Origin of the sequence: Rhizobium sp. NRK18 (assembly GCF_024385575.1) — a bacterium.
In the GTDB taxonomy this organism is placed as follows: Bacteria; Pseudomonadota; Alphaproteobacteria; order Rhizobiales; family Rhizobiaceae; genus JANFMV01.
In genome coordinates this window covers 836482-853823 of record NZ_JANFMV010000001.1, presented here as the reverse complement: position 1 = coordinate 853823, position 17342 = coordinate 836482, and the positions used below count along the sequence as shown (strand labels likewise).

General features: G+C 62.6%; 11 protein-coding genes. 5 read left to right on the top strand and 6 right to left on the bottom strand.

The features are described 5' to 3' along the window. The first annotated feature begins 167 nt into the window (after nucleotides 1-167). The 5 genes from NN662_RS03925 (at nucleotide 168) to NN662_RS03905 (ending at nucleotide 10001) form a co-directional block, all read left to right on the top strand. A complete protein-coding gene (locus NN662_RS03925; RefSeq protein WP_410010903.1) occupies nucleotides 168-2063 on the top strand; it encodes an autotransporter assembly complex protein TamA in 1896 nt (631 codons plus the stop codon). A 52-nt stretch (nucleotides 2064-2115) separates the two neighbouring features. Continuing rightward, nucleotides 2116-6294 carry a translocation/assembly module TamB domain-containing protein gene (locus NN662_RS03920; RefSeq protein ID WP_261929007.1) on the top strand — a complete coding sequence of 1393 codons (4179 nt, stop codon included), beginning with the start codon at nucleotides 2116-2118 and terminating at the stop codon, nucleotides 6292-6294. A gap of 135 nt (nucleotides 6295-6429) precedes the next feature. Beyond that, nucleotides 6430-7365 (top strand): arginase, encoded by a 936-nt coding sequence (gene rocF, locus NN662_RS03915; RefSeq protein ID WP_261929006.1) that lies wholly within the window; start codon nucleotides 6430-6432, stop codon nucleotides 7363-7365. A gap of 387 nt (nucleotides 7366-7752) precedes the next feature. Further along, nucleotides 7753-9522 (top strand): PAS domain-containing methyl-accepting chemotaxis protein, encoded by a 1770-nt coding sequence (locus NN662_RS03910; RefSeq protein ID WP_261929005.1) that lies wholly within the window; start codon nucleotides 7753-7755, stop codon nucleotides 9520-9522. Continuing rightward, a complete protein-coding gene (locus tag NN662_RS03905) occupies nucleotides 9522-10001 on the top strand; it encodes a chemotaxis protein CheW (RefSeq protein WP_261929004.1) in 480 nt (159 codons plus the stop codon). The genes NN662_RS03910 and NN662_RS03905 overlap by 1 nt, the downstream gene beginning before the upstream one ends. A 74-nt stretch (nucleotides 10002-10075) precedes the next feature. On the opposite strand, the gene NN662_RS03900 is transcribed toward NN662_RS03905, so the two are convergent. The 6 genes from NN662_RS03900 to NN662_RS03875 form a co-directional block, all read right to left on the bottom strand. Next, nucleotides 10076-10297: a formate dehydrogenase subunit delta gene (locus NN662_RS03900; protein ID WP_261929003.1), complete on the bottom strand. Its 222-nt coding sequence runs from the start codon at nucleotides 10295-10297 to the stop codon at nucleotides 10076-10078. Next, a complete protein-coding gene (gene fdhD, locus NN662_RS03895; protein WP_261929002.1) occupies nucleotides 10287-11111 on the bottom strand; it encodes a formate dehydrogenase accessory sulfurtransferase FdhD in 825 nt (274 codons plus the stop codon). The genes NN662_RS03900 and fdhD overlap by 11 nt, the downstream gene beginning before the upstream one ends. 2 nt (nucleotides 11112-11113) lie before the next feature. After that, nucleotides 11114-13996, bottom strand: coding sequence for a formate dehydrogenase subunit alpha (fdhF, locus tag NN662_RS03890; protein WP_261929001.1), 2883 nt, complete (start codon nucleotides 13994-13996; stop codon nucleotides 11114-11116). A 174-nt stretch (nucleotides 13997-14170) separates the two neighbouring features. Next, on the bottom strand, nucleotides 14171-15727 hold the full coding sequence (locus NN662_RS03885; RefSeq protein ID WP_261929000.1) for a formate dehydrogenase beta subunit: 1557 nt from the start codon (nucleotides 15725-15727) through the stop codon (nucleotides 14171-14173). Continuing rightward, the gene (locus NN662_RS03880) at nucleotides 15724-16203 is read right to left on the bottom strand and encodes a formate dehydrogenase subunit gamma (protein WP_261928999.1); all 480 of its coding nucleotides are present in this window, start codon (nucleotides 16201-16203) and stop codon (nucleotides 15724-15726) included. Before NN662_RS03880 ends, NN662_RS03885 begins: the two co-directional genes overlap by 4 nt. Nucleotides 16204-16377: 174 nt before the next feature. Further along, nucleotides 16378-17262: a LysR family transcriptional regulator gene (locus tag NN662_RS03875; protein ID WP_261928998.1), complete on the bottom strand. Its 885-nt coding sequence runs from the start codon at nucleotides 17260-17262 to the stop codon at nucleotides 16378-16380. Between the last annotated feature and the right edge of the window lie 80 nt (nucleotides 17263-17342).

Genomic DNA, 17342 nt, shown 5'->3' with positions numbered 1-17342 from the left:
ATTCGATCCGGCTCTTGCGCTGGCTGACATGGCAAGTGTGACAGTCGTTCGACGCCTCCGGAAAATTTGTCATAGACCACCACTCGGAAGGTAGATGATTGTTGCCTCGATCGTATCGGTCTGAGACAATGGCTGTACCAATGTTGAAGAGACCGAGCGGACCTAGAATGAGTTTTGCGTTGTCACGCCACCGGCCCCTGGTCGCTGCCGCGGCTGCGCTATTTGCATTTTCGGCGATGTCGCCGCCTGCATCCGCCTTCGAACTTTTCGGGATTCATCTTTGGGGTACCAAGGAAAAATCGGTCGATGTGGTCGATCCGGTCAAATATGATGCGGAACTCAATCTCACATCCAGTGACGCGGACCTGAAGGAAAAGCTCGAGGAAAGCTCCCTTCTTGTTCAGGACAAGGACACGCCCGTCTCCGGCGATCTCGGCCTCATCGTCAAGGCGCGCGACGATCGCGACCGTCTGGTCGCGGCCCTTTATGAGAATGCCCGCTATGGCGGTGTGGTCACCATCACCATCAACGGCCGGGATATCGACCAGATCGGCCCGACCGAAACGTTCAACCGCGCGTCGCCACCAAAGGTCGATATCTCCGTGGACCCGGGCCCGGTCTTCAAGATCGGCAACGTGACATTCGAAGGCGACGCCCAGCGGCTTGACCCCGTAAACTACGAGCTGGTACCGGGGGGCGATGCCAGCTCTCTGGTCATCCTCAAGGCCGCTGAAAAGGTTGTCGATGACCTGAAGGCCGAAGGGCGCCCCCTGGCGCGACTGACGAAGCGCGCAGTGGTCGCCGACCATGATACCGATCTCGTCGACGTCACCATCGGCTCGGAAAGTGGCCCCATCGCGCCGCTTGGTCCAGTGAGCGTCAACGGTCAGAAATCGGTGGATCCCGATTTCATCCGCCGCTATTCCCGGCTGAACGAAGGCAAGCCCTATTCCCCGGAAGAATTGCGGGCCGCCAGCGACCGGCTGAGAAAGCTCGCCGTGTTTTCCAGCGTCACGGTCAAGGAAGGCGACAAGCTCAACGGCGCCGGCGAAATCCCCGTCAAGATCGACGTTTCGGAAGGCAAGCACCGCTATTTCGGCTTCGGCGCCGACTACTCGACCATCGACGGCTTCGGCCTGAAGGGTTATTGGGGGCATCGCAACCTGTTCGGCCAGGCGGAAGCGCTCAAGATCGAAGGCGCGGTGTCCGGCATCGGCGAGACCACCGACTACAAAAAGCTCGATTACTCGGCCGGCATCACCTTCACCAAGCCGGGCGCATTCGTACCGCAGGCGACCTTCACCGCCGGCCTGGTCGCCAAGACGGAACACACGGACTCCTACGACACCGCGAAAGTGTCGGGAACGACGGCGATTGCCTATGAACTGAGCGACAAGGACACCCTGACCGGCGGGCTGGAACTGTCCTACGAAGATACCGACGATGCCTATGGCAACAATCAGTATCTGACCTTCGCGACCCCTTTCGACTATGTGCGCGATGCCCGCGACAATGCCCTGAACCCGACGGAAGGCTATCGCCTCACCGCATCCGCCGAGCCCGGATACGAGTTCCTCAGCGCAGCACCCTACCTGTCGCTCGAAGGGTCGATCTCAGGCTACAAGGCCTTCGGAGCAGATGACAATGTCGTCTTCGCCGCCAAGCTCTCCGCCGGCTCGCTTCTGACCTCGTCGCTGCAAAACATTCCGGCCACCAAGCGGTTCTACGCCGGCGGCGGCGGCTCGGTTCGAGGCTATGCCTATCAGGAGATATCGCCCTACAATGCGGACGGCGACGCCCTCGGCGGCCGCTCCTATGCCATCGGCTCCTTCGAAGCCCGCATCCGTGTCACCGATACGATCGGCGTCGTGCCGTTCCTGGATGTCGGCACGGTATCGAGCGAGCTCTATCCGGACTTTTCGGACATTCGTGCCGGAGCCGGCATCGGGCTGCGGTATGCAACGCCGTTCGGACCGATACGCCTCGATTTCGCCATGCCGCTCAACCCCTATCCTGACGGCACGAAGTACGGCATTTACGCCGGCATCGGCCAAACCTTCTGATAAGCAGGCGAACGCCCTTCTATAGACCTTTTATGCCTGTAACTACTTGAGGATGAGCAGTTTGATTCGCGCCCTTGGCCAGATCACGAAATATGCCGGTATCGGCCTTGTGGTGCTTTTGGCGCTGGCCGTCGCCGTCATCCTGGCAGCTGGCTTCGTCCCCTCCCTCACCCAGTATGCCGCCGGCAAGGTTGCCGGTGTGATCTCCACACCCGAGCGGCAGATCGCCATCGATGGTCCTTCCGGCCTCCTGAGCGGCCATCTGCGCGTCAAGAGCGTCACGGTTTCCGACGAGGACGGAGCCTTCGCGACGATCAGCAATCTCGCGGTCAACTGGTCGCCGCTCGAACTGCTTGGCGGGAAGTTCCACGCCCAGACGGTCGCCGCCGACAAGGTCGCGCTGATGCGTATGCCGAAGCCGGCAGCGCAAGACACGACAGAGACGAAGTCGACCGGCTTCTCGCTTCCCGTCGCCATCGACGTCGACAGGCTGACGGTGCCGGAGATCGCCTTGTCCGAGACCATCACCGGCCGGCCATTCGACCTGACCCTCGATGGCTCTGCGGAAGCCGACAACAGCAGTGTTGCCCTCAACCTCGCTCTCAACCGGCGAGATGTGCCGGACGCCAAGGCGCTGGCCGACATTCTCTTCGCACCGGACGACAACCGTCTGACGCTGAAGGCGTCGGTCTCTGAGCCCGCGGGCGGCCTTCTGGTCAAGGCCCTGAACATCGCCGGCGAGCCCGCGATCGACCTGTCGCTCGACGGCAGTGGCCCGTTGTCGAATTGGTCGGGCACGCTCAGCGGCTCGGCCAATGGACAGAAACTGGTGACGATCAAGGGAACGCATCGCCAGACCGTCGCCGGCACCCATGACGTCAGCCTGACGGGCGGCGGCGAAATTTCCGCCCTGCTGCCGGAGACGTTCCGCACGTTCTTCGCCGGAGAAACGGATATCAACGTTGCCGGCTCGTTCAACGAAAACGGCAAGATCACCGTCCAGAAATCGGATATCTCGAACGGCAGTTTCAATCTGTCTGCATCCGGGGCACTCGATCCCGCAGGTCAGAACGACCTCCAGGCCAGCATTTCCGGGGTCTCCGGTCCGATCGATTTCCGCTGGCCGCTGGCCGAAGGCGAACTGCGCGCGCTGATCACCAGCGCCCGGCTTTCGGTTACCGGTCCGGCGACGGCGTCCGGCATCAAGCTGTCTGCTGCCTTGCAATCGGTTTCGATGCCCGGCATCTCGGCAGGCGACATCGCCATGACGGCGGCAAGCTCGTCCTTCGACGTCGCCGGCAGGACCGGGCAGCTTGCGACGACGCTTTCTGTCGGCAGCACGGCCTTCGCCGACCCGAACCTGCAGCGCCTCGTTCGCGCGCCGCTGAAACTGACGGCGCCCCTGAAAATCTCGGAGAACCGGATCGGCTTCGACGGCACGGAACTGGAAAGCGCCTCGATCGGCGGCACCATCAATGGCGGCTACCAGGTTTCCGAGCGGCGCGTGACCGGCAACCTCCAGCTTTTCGCCCTGCCCGCTACCCTGCCGGAAGCACTGGCCGCGAAGGTCTCCGACACGATACAGGTGCGCACCGATTTCGACGCGACGCTGCCCGGCTCGATTGCGCTCTCCAACCTGATGGTCAAATCTGACGCGCTCGACCTCAGCGGCAATGCCACGCTGGCCGACAGCAAGCTGACGGCCGACATTGCCGGCAACATTCCCGAACTGTCGCGATTTGTAGCCAACACGGCCGGTTCCGTCAGCTTCAAGTCATCGCTCGCTGGGCCGCTGACGGCCCTTAAATTCGATGCGTCCGCCGAAGCCGAGAACGTCTCGATGGCCGGCAAAACGCTGGAGAGCCTCAGCGTATCGGCCAAAGGGACCGCCAATCCGGACGCCCCCGAGGCGGCGCTGACAGCCAGCGGCAAGCTGGATGGTCAAAGGATCGACGCGAAGGCCAATGTGGTCTCGAAGGACGGCAAGATCAGCCTGCCGGAACTGACGGCCGATGTCGGCCCCAACCACCTCGAAGGCGCAGTCGACCTTTCGGCGGACTTCACCCCGGACGGCAAGATCACGTTCGACTTTCCGGACGTCTCCCTGCTCGCGGCTTTCGCGGGCCAGCAGGCGTCTGGCGACCTTGCCGGGGCGGTGGACATAACCAGCCAGTCGGGTACGACCAAGCTTTCGGTTACCGCCAACGGCAAGAAGCTTCAGGCAGGAACCGCAAGTGTGACCGAGCCGAAGGTCGACATGACCGCGACCATCGGCGACCAGCTTGCGGCCAACGGCAGCGTGAAGGCGATCTCTGTGGCCTCGGGGAGCAACCAGGTCAAGAACCTCTCGCTCGATTTCGACCAGCAGGGCAGCGCGACCGATTTCAAGCTGCTCGGCAATTACGACAACGCGCCTCTGAAGGCTGACGGACGGCTGACCACCGCGAACGGCACCGTCGTTTCGCTTGACGATTTTCAGGCCAAGCCGCGCGGCATACCGCTCTCGCTCGCCAAGCCGGTGGACATCACCGTCGAAAACGGCGCCGCCCGTTTCAACGATCTGACCGTCAAGGCGGGCTCCGGTTCGGTCTCCGCCAGCGGATCTGTCGGCTCCAGCCTCGATGTTCAGGCGAAAATCACCAACCTGCCGGCGGACCTCGCCAACAGCTTCGTCCCGACGCTCGGCGCCGAAGGCTCCATCTCCGGCAATCTGACGGCCAAGGGCGCAGTCTCGTCCCCGGTGGTCGATTTCGATCTCAACTGGGGAAATGCCGCCGTGGCCGCCAGCCGGTCGCAGGGTCTTCCCGCGTTCGGCCTGAAGGCCAACGGAACCTTCGCCAACAACAAGCTGGACCTGCAGACGAACCTCTCCGGCCCTGGCGGGCTGGACATCGGCGGCAACGGCAGCATCAACATTTCCGGCGACAGGCCGCTATCCTACCAGCTCTCGGGACCCGTGCCGTTCTCGCTTCTGGCCGCCAAGCTCGCCGAGCAGGGCTTTGTCCTCAATGGCAATGCCACGGCAGACCTGACGGTCTCCGGCGCGGCGAGTGCCCCGCGGATTTCCGGCACGCTGAACGCCAAGGGCGCACAGCTCATCGATGTCCGGCGCAACCTCGTTCTCAACGATCTGAATGCCAACGTCACGCTTTCGGGCGACACCGCGACGATCTCGTCGCTGTCGGGCAAGCTCGCCACCGGCGGATCGCTCTCCGGCTCCGGCTCGGTCGGCATTGCTGCCGGCAGCGGTTTTCCGGCAGACATAAGCATGACGCTCGACAATGCGGTCTATGTCGACGGTACGCTGGTGACGTCCACCGTCGACGGCAAGTTGAGCCTCACCGGCCCGCTCGTCGGCTCTCCGACGCTCTCCGGCGAGGTCCGGCTTCAGAAGACGGCCATCACCGTGCCGCAGAAACTGCCGGCTTCGCTTTCGGAGATCAACGTCAACCACCGCAACGCGCCTGCAGACGTTCGGGCCCAGGCCGCCGAAATTGGCAAACAGGGCCAAGTCGGCGACAAGTCCTCCTCGTCGGGCCTCAATCTCGACCTGGCGATTTCCGCTCCAAGGGAGATCTTTGTTCGTGGCCGCGGCATCGACGCGGAACTCGGCGGCAATCTGACCGTCAAGGGCTCCGCCTCGTCACCCATCGTCTCCGGTGGCTTCACCATGAAGCGCGGGCGCCTGACAATCCTCAACAAGCGCCTCGATTTCTCGACCGGCACGATCACATTCGGCGGCGGGTTGATCCCCTTGCTCGACATGGCGGCCACGTCCTCGGTCAATTCCAACACGATCACCGTTAGCGTCAGCGGATACGCCAACGATCCGAACTTCGCCTTCTCGTCCAGCCCGGCCCTGCCGCAGGACGAGGTGCTGGCGCAGCTCATCTTCGGGTCGTCGATGTCCAAACTGTCGCCGTTGCAGATCGCCCAGCTGGCAAGCGCGGTCAACCAGCTGGCGGGCGGCCGTTCCACATCGCTGTTCGAAAGCCTGCGCTCAGGCCTCGGCATCGACGATCTCGACGTTTCGACGACCAATGACGGACAGGCCGAGGTGACGGCCGGCAAGTACCTCAACAACCGCACCTATCTGCAGCTTGAACAGAGCGGCAGCTCCGGCGGCAAGGCGATCATCAATCTGGATGTCGGCAAGGGCGTCAAGCTGCGCGGTGAGGCCGGCAGCGACGGATCGGCCGGCGGCGGCATCTTCTACGAAAAAGAGTATTGATCGCGACCGACCTGCCAGATCGGCAGTTTCAGCCCGACAATATGCTCGATTGCTGTTCAGAAATGGCAGTTTTCTGTCTTTTTGGTGAAATCAATCCCGTCGATAATAAGAGACACGCAAATCGAAGAGGTCAGCATGTCGAAGATGAAGCAGCCCGTCACCCTGATTGGAATTCCGCTGGAGGAAGGTTCCGGCAGACGAGGCTGCGCCATGGGGCCCGCGGCCCTCAGGATTGCCGGCATTGACGAGACGCTGACGGAACTCGGCTATGAGGTCATCGACGCCGGCGATCTGGAGCCGTCACCGGTAAGCGATCTCGCAGACATCCCCGGCACCAAGAACTACGCTGCCGTCGCCGGCTTCACCCGCGCGATCGAAGCGGCGACCTATGATGCGGCCAGAAGCGGCACCGTACCCATCCTGCTCGGTGGCGATCACAGCCTTGCCATGGGCAGTGTGTCCGGCATGGCACGCCACGCAGCCGAGGCTGGCCGCCCGCTCTTCGTGCTCTGGCTCGACGCCCATGCCGACTTCAACTCGCCGGCCACCTCTCCCTCCGGCAACATTCACGGCATGCCGGTCGCCTATTATTGCGGCGAAGCCGATCTCGGCGATATCCTGCCGGAAGGGCGGCCGCTGGTCGATCCGGCGAGGGTCTATCAGGTCGGCATCCGCTCGGTCGATGAACGCGAGCGGGAAGAGATCGCCGATCATGGCGTCAATGTCTTCGACATGCGGTCTATCGACGAGCATGGCGTCGGCAGTATCCTGAAACAGATCATCGCTGCGGTGGAAGCCGAAAACGGCCTCCTGCATGTCAGCCTCGACGTCGATTTCCTCGATCCGGACGTCGCCCCCGGTGTCGGCACGACCGTGCCCGGCGGCGCCACCTTCCGCGAAGCGCATCTGATCATGGAACTGCTCTGCGACAGCGGGCTGACCGCGTCCCTCGATCTCGTCGAACTCAACCCGTTCCTGGATGATCGCGGCAAGAGCGCTCGCATTCTCGTGGAACTGACCGCAAGTCTGTTCGGCCGCCGCATTTTCGATCGCCCGACCCGCGCCGCCTGAGTTGACCATAGCGGAATGGCAATGCTGGAACCGACGCCTTCGTCAGCAGAAATTAAAGGCTTGTTGAAATCATGGTTATCCAACCTTTGCAGAAGTGAATACAATCTTAACGAAGGGCATCCCTACATCTTGTACTCAAACCTTACCGCAGCATTAATAATCGTCCTGTAGAACCGTTTGTAAGAAAAAATTAGGACTTTCCCGACCTGGCCCCAGAAGATGCGGCCGGGCGCCTGTGTTTTTTATCTGTTAATTTTTGCCCGTTAAAACTGTTCCTCATCGAGACACCACTTGCGTTGCGGTCGTTTCGACCTCGCAGCATCAAGTGTCACACAAGTTCAACGGCCAATCCCTCGACGGAGCCGTGACGGAGGAGAAGGAACAGGCATGAGCATTATGGGTTCAGACGAGAAAGCCGTTCTGAAAGCGATCGGCAAATCTCAAGCCATCATCGAATTCGCCACCGATGGAACCGTCCTCTGGGCGAACGACAACTTCCTCAAGGCGCTCGGTTACACGCTGGACGAGATCAAGGGCAAGCATCACCGCATGTTCTGCGATCCCGCCTATACGGCGTCTCCGGAATACGAAACCTTCTGGGCGAACCTGCGCGCCGGTCGCTATGACGACGGCGAATACAAGCGGCTTGCCAAGGGTGGCAAGGAGGTCTGGATCCAGGCATCCTACAATCCCGTCTTCTCGGGCAGCAAGGTCTACAAGATCACCAAGATTGCAAGCGATGTCACTGCCGCAAAACTGAAAGCGGCCGAGAACTCCGGCAAGATCGACGCTATTTCCCGCGCTCAGGCTATGATCGAGTTCACGCCGAAGGGTGAAATTCTCGATGCGAACGAGAATTTCCTGAATACACTCGGCTACTCCCGCGAAGAGATCGTCGGAAGGCACCACAGCATGTTCTGCGAACGCGACTACGTTCGTTCGCCGGATTATCAGGAATTCTGGCGAAACCTGGCGGCTGGCCAGTATGTCGCCGACGAATTCAAGCGCATCGGCAAGAGCGGCAGGGAGGTCTGGATCCAGGCATCCTACAACCCGATCTTCGACATGAACGGCAATGTCTTCAAGGTGGTGAAGTTCGCCACGGACGTCACCGATCGCGTCAACGCGGTCGAAAGCCTGGCGGACGCCTTGGACGCTCTCTCCAAGGGCGATCTGTCCAACACCTTGACCAACCGCTTCCCGCCGGCGCTCGAGCGGATCCGCGACGATTTCAATGCGTCGCTGTCGCATCTGCGCAACGCCATGCGCACGGTTGCCGGCAACGCCGACACGATCGCCGCAAGCTCGGCCGAAATCCGGACGGCCTCCGACGATCTTGCCCGACGCACGGAACAGCAGGCAGCGGCCATCGAAGAAACCGCCGCAGCCCTGGAGGAAATCACCCAGACTGTAACCGACAGCGCGGCACGAGCCCGCGAGGCCGGCGAACTGGTCGCCAACACCAAGTCGCATGCCGAGAAATCCGGCGAGGTCGTGCGCAAGGCCGTGACCGCCATGGGCGAAATCGAAGCCTCCTCCAAGGAAATCGGCAACATCATCGGTGTCATCGACGACATTGCCTTCCAGACCAACCTGCTGGCGCTGAACGCAGGCGTCGAGGCGGCACGAGCCGGCGACGCCGGCAAGGGCTTCGCCGTCGTTGCCCAGGAAGTGCGCGAGCTCGCGCAACGTTCGGCCAATGCGGCGAGAGAGATCAAGACCCTGATCTCGAACTCCTCGGCGCAGGTCGCCAACGGCGTCAAGCTGGTCGACGAGACCGGCAGGGCGCTCACCGAAATCGTCGGTCAGGTCAATGCGATCAACACCAATGTCGCGGCGATCGTCGAGGGTGCGCGCGAGCAGTCGGTCGGACTGAAGGAGATCAACAACGCCGTCAACCAGATGGACCAGAACACACAGCAGAATGCGGCAATGGTGGAAGAAAGCACCGCTGCAAGCCACGGTCTGTCGCGCGAAGCCGATATTCTGCGCGATCTGCTGGCAGGATTTAGATTTGGGCAAGATTCTTCCAGTAGGGTGCAATTGGCGCGGACCGATGCCCCAGCGGTAGCATCGCCTGCACGGAAACTGATGGCACAGGTTGCCCGCACCAACGGCAATGCGGCACTGGCATCCAACAACTGGGAAGAATTCTAATGGCGACGGCAATCAACCCAAGCAACTTCGGTACGGAAAATCTGGAAATCATTGCCTTCCGGCTGCATGACCAGGAGTTCTGCGTGAAGACCACGACCATCCGCGAAATCCGCGGCTGGGCTCCGTCCACGCCGATCCCGCACTCTCCGCCGGAAGTGATCGGCGTGATGAACCTGCGCGGCTCGGTTATCCCGATCATCGACCTCGCAAAGAAGCTCGGCATGCCGTCGACGGTCGCCAACGAGCGCAGCGCCATCGTCGTCGCCGAAGTCCACAACATGGTCATCGGCATGCTCGTCGACCGCGTTTCGGACATTCTGACGATCCCTTCGAGCCAGATCCAGCCGGTTCCGGAAATCTCGGCATCCTTCGACAAGTCCTTCTCCGAAGGCATCATCGCCAGCGAAGAAGGCATGATCTGCTTCCTGAATCTGGCCAAGATGTTCAAGGAAAGCGAAGCCGAAGACATGGTCGCCTGATCCGTCAGACATCCCATCAAAAAAGGCCGTCCGCGAAATGCGCGGACGGCCTTTTTCATATCCAGTTGCCCCTGTCAGGCCGCCGGGCGGTTGATCTTGCCGGACGCGTCGATCACCAGCGGATCGAACCCGGCATCGCCCTGTTCGATCAGCTCGAAGAACTGGCGGCGCATGCGCGGCTCCCAGAACTTGTTGATGTGATTGGCCACACCGTCGGCGGCTTCGCTTGCCGGCTGCGACTTGAAGAACGTGGCGATCTGGTTTGCCATGCGGACGAGCTTGTTGTCATGCGACATGGGCGGTCGCTCCTTCCCTGATGCGTTCCGGATGGCTGAAGACTTCGAATTCTTCGCCCCGGACGAGCGCGATGATGGTCATGCCGGCCTTTTCCGCCGTCCGGATGGCAAGCGCCGTCGGGGCGGAAATGGCGATGATGAACGGGCTGCCGGCGGCGGCGGCCTTCTGGATCAGTTCCACCGAGACACGGCTGGTCATGACGACCGCACCCCGGCGTGGATCGACACCGTCGCGTGCCAGCGCACCGATCAGCTTGTCGAGGGCATTGTGGCGGCCGACATCCTCCCGCACAGCGAGAAGCCCCTCGCCGGGCACATAGAAAGCCGCGCCATGCATCGCCCGCGTCAGCGCATGCAAAGGCTGCCGACCGTCGAGCAGACGGACAGCTTCAACAATCTCCTGGCTAGAAAGCGACAGCGAGGAACCCGCGACCGTTGGTGGCTCCGGCAGAGCCTCATCGATCGATTCCACGCCGCACAGACCACAGCCCACCGGCCCGGCCTTCGCCCTCCGCCGGCCACGGAATTCCTCCGTGAGATCGCCGGCCAGCGTCATCTGCAGATCGATCCCCTCGCCTGCCGGCATCGCCTCGAGCGAGGCGATATCAGCCGGCGAAGCGATGATGCCTTCGTTCATGAGAAAGCCGACGGCAAAGTCTTCCAGATCGTCGGGTGTGGCCATCATCACGGCATGCGAAGACCCGCCGATGGAAAATGCGATCGGCATTTCCTCCGGCACCGTGCGCGTGCCTGAGAGCATCACGCCGCCACGGCGCAAGGTTTCCGGCACGGACTGGGTCGTCTTGGCAGCCATGCTTACTCCGCCGGCTCCATCTTTTCAGCGATACGGCGAGACTGGCGCGCCTGTTCCTCGTAGTCACGCTGCCATTCGGTCGGGCCGTTGGACGGCGATACCTGCACCGCCGTCACCTTGTATTCCGGACAGTTGGTGGCCCAGTCGGAGAAGTCGGTGGTGATGACGTTTGCCTGCGTGTCCGGGTGATGGAAGGTCGTGTAGACCACCCCCGGCGCCACGCGATCGGTGATCAGCGCACGAAGCGACGTCTCTCCGGAGCGGCTGGCCAGACGGATCCAGTCACCATCGCGAATGCCGCGGTTCTCGGCGTCGTGCGGATGGATTTCCAGACGGTCCTCGGCATGCCAGGCGACATTGCCGGTGCGCCGTGTCTGGGCGCCGACATTGTACTGGCTGAGGATGCGGCCCGTCGTCAGAAGCAGCGGGAAACGCGGACCGGTCTTCTCGTCCGTCGCCACGTATTCCGTGCGGATGAACTTGCCGCGGCCGCGCACGAAGCCGTCGACATGCATGACCGGCGAGCCTTCCGGGAAGGTCTCGTTGCACGGCCACTGGACCGAGCCCTTCTCTTCCAGAAGTTCGTAGGTGACGTTGGTGAAGCTCGGCGTGGTCGCGGCAATCTCCGCCATGATCTCGGAGGGATGCGCATAGTTCCAGCCGAGCCCCATGGCCTGCGCCATCTTCTGCGTCACTTCCCAGTCCGCATAGCCGTTCTTCGGGCTCATCACCTTGCGAACGCGGTTGATGCGCCGCTCGGCATTGGTGAACGTCCCGTCCTTTTCGAGGAAGGTCGAGCCTGGCAGGAAGACATGTGCGTAGTTGGCGGTCTCGTTGAGGAAGAGGTCGTGCACGACGACGCATTCCATGGCGGCGAGGCCGGCGGCGACATGTTTTGTGTCCGGGTCGGACTGCAGGATGTCCTCGCCCTGGATGTAGAGGCCCTTGAACGTGCCTTCGACGGCGGCATCCAGCATGTTCGGAATACGCAGGCCCGGCTCGTTGTTGAGCGTCACGCCCCAGAGCTTCTCGAAGATCTCGCGTGTGGCGTCGCCGGAGATGTGGCGATAGCCCGGCAGCTCGTGCGGGAACGAACCCATGTCGCACGAGCCCTGCACGTTGTTCTGGCCACGCAGCGGGTTGACGCCGACGCCCGGACGACCGATATTGCCAGTCGCCATGGCAAGGTTGGCAATCGAAATGACCGTGGTCGAGCCCTGGCTGTGTTCCGTCACGCCGAGGCCGTAATAGATCGCACCATTGCCACCGGTCGCGTAAAGGCGCGCGGCCCCACGGATGAGATCGGCCGGGACGCCCGACAGTTTCTCGACCTCTTCCGGACTGTGGCGCGGTTCGGCAACGAAGGCCGCCCAATCCTGGAATTCGTCCCAGTCGCAGCGCTCGCGGATGAAGGCTTCATCGAACAGGCCTTCGGTGACGATGACATGCGCCAGCGCCGTGACGACGGCCACGTTGGTGCCGGGCTTCAGCGGCAGATGATAGCTCGCCTCGACATGCGGCGTGCGCACCAGATCGATGCGGCGCGGATCGATCACGATCAGCTTGGCGCCCTGGCGCAGCCGCTTCTTCAGCCGCGACCCGAATACCGGATGACCATCGGTCGGGTTGGCGCCGATGACGAGGATGACGTCGGACTGCTCGACACTGTCGAAATCCTGCGTGCCGGCAGACGTGCCGAAGGTCTGGCCGAGGCCGTAACCGGTCGGCGAGTGGCAGACGCGGGCGCAGGTGTCGACATTGTTGTTGCCGAAGCCGGCGCGCACCAGCTTCTGCACGAGGTAGGTCTCCTCATTGGTGCAGCGCGACGAGGTGATGCCGCCGACGGATTCGCGTCCATACTGATACTGCAGCCGCTTGAACTCGGACGCGATGTGGGAGAACGCTTCTTCCCAGCTCACTTCCCGCCAGGGATCCGTCACCTTCTCGCGCACCATCGGATTGAGGATGCGGTCGCGATGGGTCGCATAGCCGTAGGCGAAGCGGCCCTTGACGCAGGAGTGGCCGCGGTTCGCCTTGCCGTCCTTCCACGGCACCATGCGCACCAGTTCCTCGCCGCGCATCTCCGCCTTGAAGGAGCAGCCGACTCCGCAATAGGCGCAGGTGGTAACGGCCGAATGCTCCGGCTGGCCGATCTCGATGACGGATTTCTCGGTCAGCGTCGCGGTCGGACAGGCCTGCACGCAGGCGCCGCAGGACACGCATTCCGACGACAGGAAGTCCTCGTGCATGCCCGGCGAGACGCGGCTTTCGAAACCACGGCCCTCGATCGTCAGCGCGAAGGTGCCCTGCACTTCCTCGCAGGCGCGCACGCAGCGCGAACAGACGATGCACTTGGAAGGATCATAGGTGAAATACGGATTGCTCTCGTCCTTGGCCATCCAGCGGGCGTTGACCTCGCCCATGCCGTCACGGGCCTTGACGTGGTTGTCGCCGTCATAGCCGTAGCGTACGTCACGCAGGCCGACCGCACCGGCCATGTCCTGCAGTTCGCAGTCGCCATTGGCCGCACAGGTCAGACAGTCGAGCGGGTGGTCGGAGATGTAGAGCTCCATAACGCCCTTGCGCAACTGCTTCAGCCGCTCCGTCTGGGTGTGGACGACCATGCCTTCTCCCACCGGTGTCGTGCAGGACGATGGCGTGCCGTTGCGTCCGTCAATCTCGACGAGACAGAGGCGGCAGGAGCCGAAGGCGTCGACCATGTCGGTGGCACACAGCTTGGGGATCTGCGTCCCGGCCTCCATGGCCGCGCGCATGACCGACGTGCCTTCCGGAACGGTGACGGCGTTTCCGTCGATCGTGAGCGTAACGGTCTTTTCCGACTTCGATGCCGGTGTGCCGTAGTCGATTTCTTCAATAAGGGCCATGAGACAATCCTCCAGCAAAATCTGCATTCCGGGACGTCTGCCCCTCATCCGGCTGCCGCCACCTTCTCCCCGCCTGCGGGGAGAAGGACGCAATCTGGAACGTGTCCGCCCCCTCTCCCCGTCCTGACGGGGAGAGGGTTGGGGTGAGGGGCAATCTGATCGCTACCGCCGCCATCATTCCGCAGCCTCCACCATCGGCCTCGGGGCGAAATCCTCCGGGAAATGCGTCATCGCGCTCATCACCGGATAGGGCGTGAAACCGCCAAGCGCGCACAGCGACCCGAACTTCATCGTGTTGCAGAGATCGGCAAGCAGTGCCTTGTTCTTCTCCGGCTCGATGCCCTGCGCAATCTTGTCCGCCGTTTCGACGCCGCGCGTCGAGCCGATGCGGCAAGGCGTGCACTTGCCGCAGCTTTCCACCGCGCAGAACTCCATCGCGAAGCGGGCCTGCTTCAGCATGTCGGCAGTGTCGTCGAAGACTGTGACGCCGGCATGGCCGATCAGCCCGTCCTTGGCGGCGAAGGCTTCATAGTCGAAGGGCGTGTCGAACAGCGAACGCGGGAAATAGGCCCCAAGCGGACCGCCGACCTGCACGGCCTTCACCGGCCGCCCCGTCGCCGTACCACCGCCGATTTCATCGACGATCTGGCCGAGCGTCAGGCCGAAAGCGGTTTCAAATAGGCCGCCATGCTTGACGTTGCCGGCAATCTGGATCGGGATCGTACCGCGCGAGCGGCCCATGCCGTAGTCGCGGTAGAAGGCAGCACCCCGGTCCATGATGACCGGCACGGAGGCTAGCGAGATGACGTTGTTGACGACGGTCGGCTTGCCGAGGAAGCCTTCCAGCGCCGGCAGCGGCGGCTTGGCGCGCACGATGCCGCGCTTGCCCTCCAGCGAGTTCAGGAGCGAGGTTTCCTCGCCGCAGACATAGGCGCCGGCGCCGACGCGCACATCCATGTCGAAGGCATAGGAGGAGCCAAGCACGGATGCACCGAGAATACCGGCCTTGCGGGCGATTTCGATCGCCGCGCGCATGGTCTCGATCGCGTGCGGATATTCCGAACGCGTGTAGATGTAGCCCCGCGTGGCACCCGTCGCGATGCCGGCGATCGTCATGCCTTCGATCAGGACAAAGGGATCGCCTTCCATGATCATGCGGTCGGCGAACGTGCCGCTGTCGCCTTCGTCGGCGTTGCAGACGATGTATTTCTGCTCCGCCTTGGCGCAAAGCACCGTCTTCCACTTGATGCCGGTCGGGAAGCCCGCACCGCCGCGGCCGCGCAGGCCGCTGTCGGTGACTTCCTGGACGATCGCTTCCGGCGTCATGGAAATCGCGCGCTCCAGACCCTTCAGGCCCTTGTAGTGGCGATAATCCTCGATCGACAGCGGATCGGTCACGCCGCAGCGCGAGAAGGTCAGGCGCGTCTGGTTCTTCAGGAACGTAATTTCAGCCGTCACGCCCTGCGCGAGCGGATGGTCGGCACCGGACAGGAACCCGGCGTCAAACAGTCCCGGCACGTCCTTGACCTTCACCGGTCCATAGGCGACGCGACCGTGATCGGTGCGCACCTCGACCAGCGGCTCCAGCCAGTGCATGCCGCGCGAGCCGTTGCGGACAATCTTGACGTCCAGCCCGCGGGCTTCGATCTCGCTGGCAATCGCAGCCGCCACCTTGTCGGCGCCAAGCGCCAGTGCCGCGGCATCGCGGGGAACGAAAACGATAACGCTCATCGGCGGGCCTCCCGAACGAGTTCTCCGAGGCTATCCGCATCCAGCCGCCCATGAACCTCGCCGTCGAGCATGGCCGCCGGCGAGCACGAACAGAGCCCGAGACAGTAGACCGGCTCCAGCGTGACGGAGCCGTCAGCCGTGGTTTCATGAAAATCGATGCCGAGAAGGCGCTTTGCCTGCGTCGCGAGATCGTCCGATCCCATCGACTGGCAGGCCTCGGCCCGACAGAGCTTCAGCACGTGCCGGCCCTGGGGATGCGTCTTGAAGTCGTGGTAGAAGGATGCCACGCCATGCACTTCGGCGCGCGAAAGATTGAGAACTTCGGCGATCGCCGGCAGCGCTTCCGGCGGCACGTAGCCGAACTCTTCCTGCACGGCGTGCAGGATGGGCAGCAGCGGACCCTCGAGCGATTTCAACTCGCGGGCAATCGAAGCCGCCCGTTCGGCCGCGCCATTGGCAGCCACATGCACATTCATGATCGACCTCCCGGAAGAGTTGCCTCTCCCTCTCGTAGCACCCGCGGGATTTCGTGATTGGCCCGCATATCGCGCAGCTTCTCCTCAAAACCTGCACGCAGCATTCCTGGAACTGTGACACCGAAGATCGGGTCGATCAATAATGCGGTTTCGTTGGTCGATAGAAAAAATCTATCAATCCGCCTTCTCGGAGAACAGCCGCGCCTCGTGCAGGAGGGCGGAAACCAGCGGTGTGAAGGGTTCGCGATGCGTCGCCACGACCCCGACGACGTGGACGGCCTCCGGTTCGGTGATCGGAATGATCCTGAGATTGGCGCCGAAGGACCGCGCCGTGTGGCCGGGCATGATGCTCGCCCACCGCCCCGTCGTGACATGCGAGAACAGCACGATCATGGAATTCGATTCCAGCATCGCTTCGGGCGTGACCCCGGCGTCTTCGAAATGACTGTTGATGATGCGCCGGTTCTGCATGTCCGCAGAAAGAAGACACAGCTTCAGCTGACTGACCTCGTGCCAGGTGACACTGTCGCGATCCGTAAACGGCCCCTGCTCGGACACAACCAGATGAAAGCGTTCGTCGTATAGTGGCACGGCGGTAACCCGGCCGAGCGGTTCGTCCTGAAGGTAGGTGATGCCGGCGTCGATCTCTAGATTTTCGAGCTGCGAGAGCACCTGCAGCGAATTGGAGGACATCACGGAGAAGGTGACATCCGGATGCCGCTCCTGAAACGGGCCGGTGATCTTGTGGACCATGGACAAGGCCGTCGGAATGACCGCCAGCCGCAGATGGCCCGACAGACCTGTGCGCGCCGCACGCATTTCCTCGCGCATGGTGCGTGTGTCGCCAACGATGCGCCGCGCCCATTCCAGCACACGCTGACCCTCCGGGGTCAGCCCCCGGTATCGGGAACCGCGCACCACCAGACTGACGCCGAGCTGCTCTTCCAGTTGCCGGATCGCCGCGGACAGCGTCGGCTGAGTAATGCCGCATTCCTCGGCGGCCCTGCCGAAATGCCGCGCCTTGGCGAGTGCGATGAAAAACTCGAGCTTGTCGATCATAGGAATTTCCTCTTGATCGAAGGCGTAGCCGCTCCCCCTTCCGCCGACAAGACCAAAAGCGCCCAAGCGGCATTGGCAGG

Coding starts and splice junctions, on each gene's coding strand:
- NN662_RS03925 (WP_410010903.1), top strand. CDS start 168: ATGAGTTTTGCGTTGTCACGCCACCGGCCCCTGGTCGCTGCCGCGGCT.
- NN662_RS03920 (WP_261929007.1), top strand. CDS start 2,116: ATGAGCAGTTTGATTCGCGCCCTTGGCCAGATCACGAAATATGCCGGT.
- rocF (WP_261929006.1), top strand. CDS start 6,430: ATGTCGAAGATGAAGCAGCCCGTCACCCTGATTGGAATTCCGCTGGAG.
- NN662_RS03910 (WP_261929005.1), top strand. CDS start 7,753: ATGAGCATTATGGGTTCAGACGAGAAAGCCGTTCTGAAAGCGATCGGC.
- NN662_RS03905 (WP_261929004.1), top strand. CDS start 9,522: ATGGCGACGGCAATCAACCCAAGCAACTTCGGTACGGAAAATCTGGAA.
- NN662_RS03900 (WP_261929003.1), bottom strand. CDS start 10,297: ATGTCGCATGACAACAAGCTCGTCCGCATGGCAAACCAGATCGCCACG.
- fdhD (WP_261929002.1), bottom strand. CDS start 11,111: ATGGCTGCCAAGACGACCCAGTCCGTGCCGGAAACCTTGCGCCGTGGC.
- fdhF (WP_261929001.1), bottom strand. CDS start 13,996: ATGGCCCTTATTGAAGAAATCGACTACGGCACACCGGCATCGAAGTCG.
- NN662_RS03885 (WP_261929000.1), bottom strand. CDS start 15,727: ATGAGCGTTATCGTTTTCGTTCCCCGCGATGCCGCGGCACTGGCGCTT.
- NN662_RS03880 (WP_261928999.1), bottom strand. CDS start 16,203: ATGAATGTGCATGTGGCTGCCAATGGCGCGGCCGAACGGGCGGCTTCG.
- NN662_RS03875 (WP_261928998.1), bottom strand. CDS start 17,262: ATGATCGACAAGCTCGAGTTTTTCATCGCACTCGCCAAGGCGCGGCAT.